Genomic DNA, 2,191 nt, shown 5'->3' with positions numbered 1-2,191 from the left:
TGACAGGGCACTCAGAATGCGGCCGGCCACGCTGTGAGTCAGCGAGCATTTCTCCTGGCCAAACCGCGAATGCCGCTGCGCGAGTTGCGGTCCGGCGATTGGAGTCGATCGGCTACCGTCAGGGCCGATTTGCGATGTCGCGTTACCGGCTGTTGACGTGGCGGCGTATCTTGCCTCCCATCCAACTTATCGCCGAGATCGCGCCGCCAAGATCGAGGCGGAAGGTCTTCCTGCGAGCGCGGAGCAGGCATAGCCGATCCGATCGGGATCGGCGCATCGCAACGACCCAACGGTGTGGTGGAGAAAATTGGATTCGGGAGAGCTCGGTTCCAAGAGGCGGAGTTCCGGCCCGAATACAATCCGCTCGCAAGCACCCACGATGCGCATCCGCAGTTTATTGTCTGGGAGATGGGCTGGATTGCTCGGCGGCGCTGGCGCTAAGGCGGGGCTGTCGCCGGACAATTAGCATTCACTGCCAACAGCCTTGCAACCGTCACCAGTTGCAAGGCTCGGCGGCGGGTCGACAAATCACATGAAATCGTCGTCGGACCCGCTATCGCTGCTGTCGCTATCCTCGGTTTTGTGGAGATAGAGTGGAGGTTTGCCTGCACGCTGCCACTCACCGGCACTGTTCTTCGTCCATTTGTCGGGATGCTGCGTAGGGTCAAGCACCAGGTCGCCATGATCCACTTCAACAAACCCCATCGTCTGCGCGCGCGCTTGTGCTTCCGGATTAGCCGCACGCCAATTCAGCAACGGTCGGTCGCCGTCTATCCGAAGTTGATGCTCCAGCAGAATATCGCCCGCATTTTCGACGAGCGGATGGGCGACTTGAAGATCCACTATGGAAGTGACCTCAGTTCGACCAGGAAATTGTTCCCGCCAACTTTCCGATTCGAACTCGTTCATGCTGAATCCGCCTTCCATTCTCAGCAGTCCGGCACTCCGGTCTCCCAATTGGTAACTGAAATATCGCGCATGCTCCGTATCTCGACGGATGCCATATTGCTGAGCAACGTCCGCGGTGCGCCTGGCTCGTGACGATACGAACTCCGAATACTCTTGAGGATTGTCGGCGATGTGCGTGATTTCATCACCATGAAATTGCCTCACCTGTCTCCTGAAGGAAGTCCTGTTGATCTCCACCACAGGAGGTCGGGAATTGAGGGAGTATGCTTGGGGAGCCGCCGATGATGAGGCGCCGCTACCTTCCGATCCGGATAAGTGCATTCGGGCAAATGTGTCCGCGAACCCTTCGCTTCCTGCATCCGATTGCTCGCCGGCATTATGCGCGCGGTAACTATCGGATGAGCCACCAATTCGACCATACATGACGATTCGTACTCCTATGTTTCGCAACCGAGCTCAAGTTAGCACGGCTGTTCAACATAGGGCGCTTAGTTGACGACTAGCTGACGAGGGCATTCCAACGGCTGCACCAATCAAATCCGCACTGCCGGCCTCAAAACCTCGGACTGCGCCACGCACCGGCCAGCAGAGGCTGCAAGGTCATGCCCGGAGGACTTGCCGTAGTTGCTGGGTGGCAGATCCGAGGGGAGTGATTGCCCCAGGCCCGCGGTTGCGCGGTTGGCCTGACAGAGACACTGGGGCACGGATGGCCAGCCGACATTTGCCACTAGCATGGAGCCAGGTCAGTTTTGAACTGGGCAGTCGTGGACTTCCAATGACTAGGCCAAGCCTGCGGCAAAGAATGCTTTCGCGACAGGCTGGAAATATTGCATAGGAACCGCGTGGCCGAGTTTTGTAGTGCCTATCAGCTGACGCGCTAAGACATGGTCATGGACGATCGTCAGGCGTAGTGCCCGCGCCTCGCTCAACACATGTGAAACGCGCTCACCTTCGGCACGGCAAACTAAGAACGGCACCCCGGTTTCACCGCGAACGTAACGCAGACCGATCAGGACCGCCCTTCCTGTTAAGACCAGCGTGGCGCGATGCACGCCAAGCGCAGGCTCGTCGGCCGCCTCCTCGCGGATGCGACGCTGTTCACCTTTCAACTCTGGCGCTCCTTGCTGATCCTTCGACTCGCGCGTCACTTCGGTATTGGTCATGCGCATTTCGCGCAGATACAACGCGCGCTGGAGCAGAAGATCGATCAGTCCGCCGACCAGCAGTGCGCCGGCGCCAATTCCCATCAGCAATTTTGTCTCCATAAAGATGAGGCCAACAC

The 2,191-nt window shown here is 58.5% G+C and carries 2 protein-coding genes; both read right to left on the bottom strand.

Annotated features, from left to right (window positions below):
- Positions 1-528: 528 nt before the first annotated feature.
- Positions 529-1,332, bottom strand: a complete 804-nt coding sequence (locus EN914_RS32905) for a hypothetical protein (RefSeq protein ID WP_024505378.1) — start codon at positions 1,330-1,332, stop codon at positions 529-531.
- Positions 1,333-1,688: 356 nt separating this feature from the next.
- Positions 1,689-2,191 (bottom strand): EscU/YscU/HrcU family type III secretion system export apparatus switch protein (locus EN914_RS32900; RefSeq protein WP_206527294.1); only part of this gene is annotated, 503 nt, incomplete at its 5' end.

Origin of the sequence: Mesorhizobium sp. M7A.F.Ca.CA.001.08.2.1 (assembly GCF_003998455.1) — a bacterium.
Classification (GTDB): Bacteria; Pseudomonadota; Alphaproteobacteria; order Rhizobiales; family Rhizobiaceae; genus Mesorhizobium; species Mesorhizobium ciceri.
This window is presented reverse-complemented; position numbering and strand designations above follow the sequence as displayed.

Excerpts from the sequence above, each read along its gene's own strand:
- EN914_RS32905 (WP_024505378.1), bottom strand. The coding sequence starts at position 1,332 with ATGTATGGTCGAATTGGTGGCTCATCCGATAGTTACCGCGCGCATAAT.